Origin of the sequence: Geobacillus sp. PK12, from assembly GCF_004123125.1 — a bacterium.
In the GTDB taxonomy this organism is placed as follows: domain Bacteria; phylum Bacillota; class Bacilli; order Bacillales; family Anoxybacillaceae; genus Geobacillus; species Geobacillus zalihae.
Genome location: NZ_SDKL01000026.1, coordinates 1 through 8295 on the forward strand (window position 1 = coordinate 1; position 8295 = coordinate 8295).

Annotated in this window: 7 protein-coding genes; all 7 read right to left on the reverse strand. The window is 38.3% G+C overall.

Annotated elements, in window-relative coordinates; genetic code table 11:
• Window positions 1-208: 208 nt before the first annotated feature.
• Window positions 209-1081 carry a DNA-binding protein gene (locus tag ETR37_RS09970; RefSeq protein WP_011230090.1) on the reverse strand — a complete coding sequence of 291 codons (873 nt, stop codon included), beginning with the start codon at window positions 1079-1081 and terminating at the stop codon, window positions 209-211.
• Window positions 1082-1371: 290 nt separating this feature from the next.
• Window positions 1372-3510 carry a heavy metal translocating P-type ATPase gene (locus tag ETR37_RS09975; protein WP_011230089.1) on the reverse strand — a complete coding sequence of 713 codons (2139 nt, stop codon included), beginning with the start codon at window positions 3508-3510 and terminating at the stop codon, window positions 1372-1374.
• Window positions 3503-3871, reverse strand: a complete 369-nt coding sequence (locus ETR37_RS09980; protein WP_011230088.1) for an ArsR/SmtB family transcription factor — start codon at window positions 3869-3871, stop codon at window positions 3503-3505. The genes ETR37_RS09975 and ETR37_RS09980 overlap by 8 nt, the downstream gene beginning before the upstream one ends.
• A 223-nt stretch (window positions 3872-4094) precedes the next feature.
• Window positions 4095-5447 carry an Nramp family divalent metal transporter gene (locus tag ETR37_RS09985; protein ID WP_021322481.1) on the reverse strand — a complete coding sequence of 451 codons (1353 nt, stop codon included), beginning with the start codon at window positions 5445-5447 and terminating at the stop codon, window positions 4095-4097.
• A 325-nt stretch (window positions 5448-5772) separates the two neighbouring features.
• Complete coding sequence (locus ETR37_RS09990; RefSeq protein WP_011230086.1) at window positions 5773-6819, reverse strand: flavin-containing monooxygenase; 1047 nt, start codon at window positions 6817-6819, stop codon at window positions 5773-5775.
• A 25-nt stretch (window positions 6820-6844) separates the two neighbouring features.
• Window positions 6845-7795, reverse strand: coding sequence for a cation diffusion facilitator family transporter (locus ETR37_RS09995; RefSeq protein ID WP_025039323.1), 951 nt, complete (start codon window positions 7793-7795; stop codon window positions 6845-6847).
• Between the two features lie 117 nt (window positions 7796-7912).
• A partial coding sequence (locus ETR37_RS10000; RefSeq protein WP_164977997.1) for a transposase occupies window positions 7913-8295 on the reverse strand: 383 nt, incomplete at its 5' end.

Genomic DNA, 8295 nt, shown 5'->3' on the forward strand with positions numbered 1-8295 from the left:
TTTATGGAAGGCATATGTATAATTTTGGATAATCAACACTCGTGAACGAAAGTGTGAAATTCGGAAGTAAACTTGCCTTATCTCGTCTCCATTTGTTGTTATTCTTCAGAACGAGAGATTCTCCTCCTCGTCATAAATTTCTTTTATTTGTTTCGGTTCGTTTGTTAACTCCATTTCAAATCCTTATTTATTTGATAAGTAAAAAAGACTAACGACTCGAGTCGTTAGCTAACACTGTTTCGTCAACTGAATTCAGGATTTGTTCTAATTTGGTTCGGATCGCGTTTTTAAGCATGGATCTTAAATTTTTTTTATACTTCTTCTTAGTCAATGGACAAATATATTCTCCATCATCAATAACCTCGTTTTTTAACTCTCCATCTTCATTGAAAAACAACGTATATATTTCGTTGATTAGTTTATTTTCTTGCTGTATGTAGTTTATTGTTTCACTTTTGTATCCCTTGATCACTTTTTCGAAAATCATTTTAAAATCTTCAATAGACATCTCTTTCTTTAATTTGCGTTCCATTGTTTTTGGTGTTTCATTACTACTTTCTTGTTGATTTTTCTTTTCTAATTCTTGATACATCTCATCCATTTGCTCATATAAACCGATTAAAAAAGCATTTTCTTCTTCCAGTTTTTGAACTTTAACCGTTAATTCAGTGATTTGCTCGTAAACCAAGTTCAACTCATCCTGCATATTAATGAGTTGATTTTCTAATTGATTCTTCTCCTCCATGAGCTGTTTCATTAATTCTTCCGAGTGAGTGCTATCACCTTTAACTTCTTCAGAATCCAATTTATTATGCTTTTCACGATGGTCATTCGCCAACATTGAAAAAGAGTTTTCTACATACCATTCATAAACTCCCATTACTTCAGGCAAACCTGGTCTCTGTTCTTCAATAAACTCGAATAAATCATCGTGATAAATTCGCCAACCCTCCTTTCGATTTGCCGAACGTTCTGCTTTAATCTTTCCTTCTCTGATCCAACGAGTAACCATTTGAATTGAGTCAGTAATGTAATATTCCTGAAGTATTTTTAGTGCTTGGTGAACATTATATACTTCCATCTCCTTCTCCCCCGCTCAAAATTATTTAAAATAAAAATATGTTGGTAATGTTATACCTATGACATTACCTAAGTAATTTTAGGAAAATAAGAAATGCTTGGCTTTAAGCGCCAAGCATTTTTATTAAAATCCCATTTAATTAATTAAGATCTCTAAAATTTAGGTCATTTGTTTTGTTAGTTTTGACTGTTTTTAATCAGGGCTTTGTTAAATTTCAATGTTGATTTTTAAACCACACAAAAAGACCGAAATAAATTCGGTCTTTTTGTGTGTCTTCTTCAACTATTGCATTATTCTTTCACATTTAGCAATCGCATGCTGTTTAATGTTACGATTAATGTTGCTCCCATATCCGCAAATATCGCTAACCATAACGTTAACCAACCAGGTACAATTAACAATAACGCCAGCACCTTAATGCCCAAAGAGAAGGTAATGTTTTGCTTAATAATTGCTAAAGCCTTGCGGCTCAATTTAATCGTATATGGCAATTTACTTAAATCATCAGACATTAAAGCAATATCGGCTGTTTCAAGGGCTGTATCGGTTCCAGCACCACCCATTGCCACACCAACGGTTGAAGCTGCAAGAGCTGGTGCATCGTTCACACCATCTCCAACCATCGCAACACTTCGATACTTGTCGCGAAGCTCTTTGATGAAATTCAGTTTATCTTCTGGAAGTAAATCGGCTTTAATATCGGAAACACCGACTTGTTTTCCGATGGCTTCGGCTGTTCTTTGGTTATCTCCCGTCAGCATCACCGTTTTTTCAATACCGACTTGATGAAGTTTTCGAATAACCTCTTTGGATGATTCTCTTATTTCGTCTGCCACGGCAATTAACGCCAGAATTTCTTTTTCCGTTCCTAATGCCATGACCGTTTTCCCTTGTATTTGAAGGGTTGTAATTTGTTCTTTTATTTCTGATTGGATGCCATTTGGAAGAAGTTCTTCAAAAAGACCTGGACTTCCGACATAATACATTGCGTTATTTACTTTGGCTTTGACCCCTTTACCTGTAATGGATTGGAATTCTTCAACCGATACATCATTAAAATTCAATCCATCTTCTTCTGCTTTTCTTATAATGGCGGAAGCAAGTGGATGTTGTGAGCCTTTTTCAATGGCTGCTGTAATGGTCATTAGTTCATTTTCATTGCCATTATAAGTGACTACATCGGTGACGGAAGGAATACCTTTTGTTAATGTTCCTGTTTTATCAAAAGCAATCACTTTTAAGTTTCCTGCTTCCTCTAAATAAATACCACCTTTAATTAACACACCGTTTTTCGCTGCATTTCCAATGGCAGTTACAATCGAAACAGGCGTGGAAATAACCAACGCACACGGACAACCAACCACTAATACAGCTAGACCTCGATAAATCCATTCGCTCCAATCAGCACCCATAAATAATGGAGGAATAACGGCTAGTAAAAGAGCAAAAATGATAATGGCTGGTGTATAGTATTTGGCAAAACGATCTACAAACGCTTGAGAAGGTGCTCGTTCTGCTTGAGCTTCTTCCACTAAATGGATGATTTTCGAAAGAGTTGTATCTTCCACTCGTTTTGTAACTTTTACTTCCAATAACCCTTCTTCATTCAATGTTCCTGCAAAGACTTCATCACCGACTGTTTTGGTTACTGGAACACTTTCTCCCGTAATGGCAGCCTGATTTAGCGTAGATGTACCCTTGATGACGATTCCATCCATCGCTAATTTCTGACCAGGCTTTACGATCATAATATCTCCGACTTGAATATCGTCAACAGGGACCATCATTTCTTCATTTCCGCGACGAATTAATGCTTCTTTTGGAGCAATATCCATCAACGATTCAATGGATTGACGAGCTTTATCCATGGAATAACGCTCTAAGGCTTCGCTAATGGCGAATAGAATAACAACCGTTGCACCTTCTCCCCATTCACCAATCGCTGCAGCTCCTAAAATCGCCACTGTCATCAGCGTATTCATATCAAAATTCAATCGAACTAGGTTTTTGAAACCTTTTATAAATAACGAATATCCACCGATTAAAATTGCTGCAGCATATCCAATTGTCGCAAAGATATGCTCTTCTCCGTATTGCTTCCCTAAAAACCAACTGATCACAAGCAAAACGGCGGAAATATACACTTTAATGTTCTCTTTTTGCTTCCAAAAAGGTTCACGCTTGACTGCTTTTTCTTTATCTTCCCGAACCTTTAAGTTTTCAAAAGCTCCTGCTTTTTCTAATTCTTCGATGGTTGTTGTACCCCAAACGGTAATTTTAGATGCTCCAAAGTTTACTTTAGCATCTTGAACACCTGGCAATGATTTTACATTATTTTCAAACTTTGCCGCACAGTTTGCACAAGTAAATCCTTGAACACGGTAGGTTTTCGCTTCTGATTTAGATAATTTTGCTTGTTGTTCAGACACGGACTTTCACCTCTTTATCATGTGCTAACGCAATCATGATTAACTGCTTAATATGGTCATCATCCAGCGAATAAAATGCTAGCTTTCCTTCTTTTCGATACTTTACAATCCCTTGTTTATAAAGAGTCCGTAAATGATGGGAAGTGGTTGCAACAGAAGCCCCAATGATATTGGCAATATCACATACACATAACTCTTCATCTTGGCAAAGTGAATAGGCAATTTTTGCCCTATTTTCATCTGCCAGTGCTTTAAACAACAGGACAACACTGGATATATCTTCTTTTTGCAATTCCCCTTGTATTCGATTGACTTTTTCTTCGTCATAACAATAAATTTCACATGTATCTTTCTTACTCATTCATTATCCCCCTTTCATATTCAAATTTCCGTTTGAATATATTATACCTCATTTCTTTTATTATTCAAACATTTATTTGAATGAAAAACAAAAAAGAATTGGATGTAAAAAATCAACCTAATATTTACCAGGCATTTCATTTAATTAGCTACATCAAAAAATTCTATTAGCTAAAAACAATAAACCTCATTATCCGCAAAAAGATAATGAGGTTTACTATTTCTTAACCAAAGAATGTTTGGAACAATAAATATGCGTTTAAGCTGATAATCACCATCGCTACCATCCAAGCAAGAACTTTCAACCATAATGGATTTGCGAACTCGCCCATTTTCTTTTTATCGCTAGTGAATTGAACGAGAGGCACTACCGCGAAAGAGAGCTGTAAAGAAAGAATAACTTGGCTCAAAATAAGTAATTGAGCCGTTCCGCTTTCGCCATAAAGAGCAGTTACAACAACGGCTGGGACAATGGCAATCAATCGAGTGATCAGCCTTCTTAACCAAGCAGGAAGGCGAATGTTTAGAAAACCTTCCATCACAATTTGACCAGCTAAGGTTCCTGTTAATGTGGAGTTTTGACCAGAAGCCAACAAAGCAACTCCAAATAAAATACTTCCAAGTGTTGTTCCAAGCAGTGGAGCAAGCAAGTGATAAGCATCTTCAATCTCCGCAACATCTTTCATTCCTGCTTTATGGAATGTAGCAGCAGAAACAATAAGGATAGATGCATTAATAAATAAAGCGAAAAAGAGTGCAATGGTTGAATCCCAAGTGGCATATTTGATCGCTTGTCGTTTACCCGAGCTGGTTTGTTCGTATTGACGTGTCTGCACAATGGAAGAATGCAGATAAAGATTATGAGGCATTACGGTTGCACCTAAAATACCGATTGCAATATAGAGCATGGATGGATTGTTAATAATCTCTGGGCTTGGAACAAATCCCTTCAATATGCCACCTACATCTGGCTTAGAAAGAAAGATTTCAGTCACAAAGCAAGCACCAATGGTTAGAATTAAAACAATTACCAACGTTTCAATATAACGAAACCCTTTATTCTGTAATAGCAATACGACCAGTACATCCAGAGCTGTAATAATCACTCCATATATTAACGGAATGCCAAACAACAATTTCAAAGCGATTGCCGAACCGATCACTTCGGCTAGATCACAAGCTGCGATTGCCAACTCGCATAAAACCCATAAGATCATTGCTACAGGCTTGCTGTAATGGTCGCGACAAGCTTGGGCTAAATCCCTTCCCGTTACAATTCCCAACTTGCCAGCCAATGCTTGAAGCAATATTGCCATTAAATTGGAAAGCAAAATAACGGAAAGCAACGTGTATCCGAACTGGGAACCTCCTGCGATATCAGTCGCCCAGTTTCCCGGGTCCATATACCCCACGGCAACTAAGTATCCTGGTCCAGCAAACGCAAGAAACTTTTTCATCCAAGAACCCGTTTTTGGTATACGCAAACTTCTATATACTTCGGGCAATGTTGGTTGTGTCCGTTTCTTTCTCCAACCTTCCTCAACGACTAACGGCAGTTTTTTTTTATTTTCACTCATGATGATCACCTCATGATTGGTTTTCGCTAAATATTTTGCATTAAGGAAACTTTTGGGGTAAAAAAATTTGCTCCTACAACTTAGAATTAGATATATGTAAGAGCAAAGAAAATGTTGCCTAAATAAATTGTACATCAGAAACTTTTTTAGTCAATGGAAACTTTTATCGTTTGTTAGTTTAAGATCGCTAAAATATTGAACAAGGTACTGACCTTGTTCAAACCATTTAATGATATTTGAAGCTTATGTTTGAATGAATACTCTCCCACTTACGCTAAGCTTAGAAGGGCTATAAAAAGTTCTAACCACAACATTGCAAGCACCTTCAATGGTTTAAAATATCATTTATCAAATACTCTGCATCGGCACCCACTCCTCCAATAAGAGCAGATCCCCTTCGATACTGCCACGGCAATCCCAAGAAGTACAATCCTTTCACAGAAGTTACCCCTCTTTGGTGAATGGGCTTTCCTCTATGGTCTAAAACATTCGGAATTTGAATCCAACTGTAATCAGAATAAAATCCAGTTGCCCAAATGACATTTTGAACTTGAATTTGACTGTTATCTGCAAAAGAAATAACATCTCCTAAAATACTTTCTGTTCTGGGTTTAATTTTAATTTTGCCTTCTTGTATTAAATGTTTCAGTTCTTTACCGAAAATAGGGTCACTTTGCTTACTGATAAACTGACCTAACGAGCTGTTGATATGGACATTTAATAAACCTAATTTTTTAAACCACCAGAAAATACTTTTACCCATTATTTCAAGTGGAAAGAACTTCATTTTATGACCTACAGATAAATAAACTTCTCTGTCTTCGGACAATTCAACAGCAATTTGTGCCCCTGAATTTCCCGCACCGACTACCAAAACAGAGCCTTCTTGTAATTGAGATGGATTCAAATAACGGGATGTATGCACTTGATACACTTTATCGGATAAGCTTTCTGCAAATGGTGGAATGTATGGCTTTTGGAAAGGACCCGTTGCTACAACCACTTTCTCTGCCACATAATTACCATTATTGGTTGTAACTTTAAAAATCTCATCTTCTTTTTGAAGGGAAATGACTTCTGTGTTCAGATGAATAGGTAATTCAAATTTTTGAGCATAATCCTCTAAATAATCGGCAATTTCATCCTTGGTTGGATATCCGTTCGGGTCACCCTTTAAAGCCATTCCTGGCAAAGAACTGAACCAGCGAGGAGTAAAAAGAACTAAGGAATCATATCGGTTTCTCCAAACATCTCCGATTCGATTTTCCTTGCCAACAATGGCAAACAATATATTATTTTGTTTCAGATAATATCCCATCGCTAGTCCTGCCTGACTAGCACCGATAACCAGAACATCAACGATGTGTTGCATTTTATCACCTCTCTTCTGAAAAGGATTAAACTTTCATTTCCCCGTGATGGATTTGAGAGGTTTCAATTTGAATGGTTGCATGCTGAATTTTAAAGTGGTCCTCAATAAAATGGATCGCTTCTTGTAAAACCTTTTGGCTGTCTTGATGATCTTCAATCAAAATATGGCAACTTAATGAGTCTAACCCTGAAGTAATTGTCCAAATATGAAGGTCGTGAACGTTAATCACTCCTTCAATACTTTCTAAGGCTTTTTTCACTTCATTTTGGTCAATGGTAATTGGCGTTCCTTCCATCAAAATGTGAACCGTATGTTTAATCACTCCCCAAGCGCCTTTCAAGATTAATAAGGCAACCAAAATGGAAATAATGGGGTCAGCGACATACCAACTAAAGAGCCACATGACAAGCCCAGCGATGATAGCACCTACGGAACCCAAAGCGTCACCGATCACATGAAGATAGGCACTACGCAGATTGACATTATTTTTTACATCCCCTTTTTTCATTAACGCCCAGGCACTTAAAAGATTGGCAAAAAGTCCAATGGACGCAATCAGCATCATAGAGCCGCTAGCTACGGTTGGTGGGTTGTAAAAACGCTGAATAGCCTCCCATACGATAAACCCAGCGATAACAAACAAGGTAACTCCATTAAATAAAGCGGCTAAAATTTCAAAACGATAAAAGCCATACGTTTTATTTGGGGAAGCTGGTTTGGTGGCAAACCAAATTGCAACTAAGCTAAGAACAAGTGAACTGGCATCACTAAGCATATGACCAGAGTCAGAAAGAAGGGCTAGGCTGTTTGTGATTAAACCTCCAAAAAACTCTAATAACATAATTCCAGCGGTAATGAGAAGGGCAATCGTAAGCCCTTTTTTATTACCTTCTCTGCCGTGGTCGTGGTGATGGTGTCCGTGGTGATGGTGATGACCATGGTGGTCGTGAGAATGATGGTGGTGATGATGCACGATAAAATTGCCTCCTTAATGATGTTCAGCATGGTCAATGGCTTGTTTTAATAATGAACTGTAGATGAGCATTTTTCATTACAATAATTTCCATGGTTAGAGAGACAAACAGGGTACCCCTTACGCGATACGGAGCTGTTTTTTGATCACATCAATGGGAATATCTTGCTTTGCAGCGTCATAAATGAACTCGACGACGCTGTGGTCTTTCCGCGACCGAAGAAGCTCCAGCCCGGTGGAGAGGTTTTGTCGGGATTCGGCGATGCTGTACACGCAGGCCAACAGCACCACCGCCCAATACCGTTTCACCGCCCGAATGTGGCGAACGCGGTATCCATCCAGCTTCAGTTGATCTTTCGCCTGCCGGAAAAAGCACTCGATCGTCCAGCGCTGGGCGTAGTAACGCAAGATGTCTTCGTCCCCGAGCTCCCGGTCGGTGCTCCAGACGCACTGGAGATGTTCCGGTGTCATCGGCTGATCCGCCTTCCAAGCCAGCCGCACCA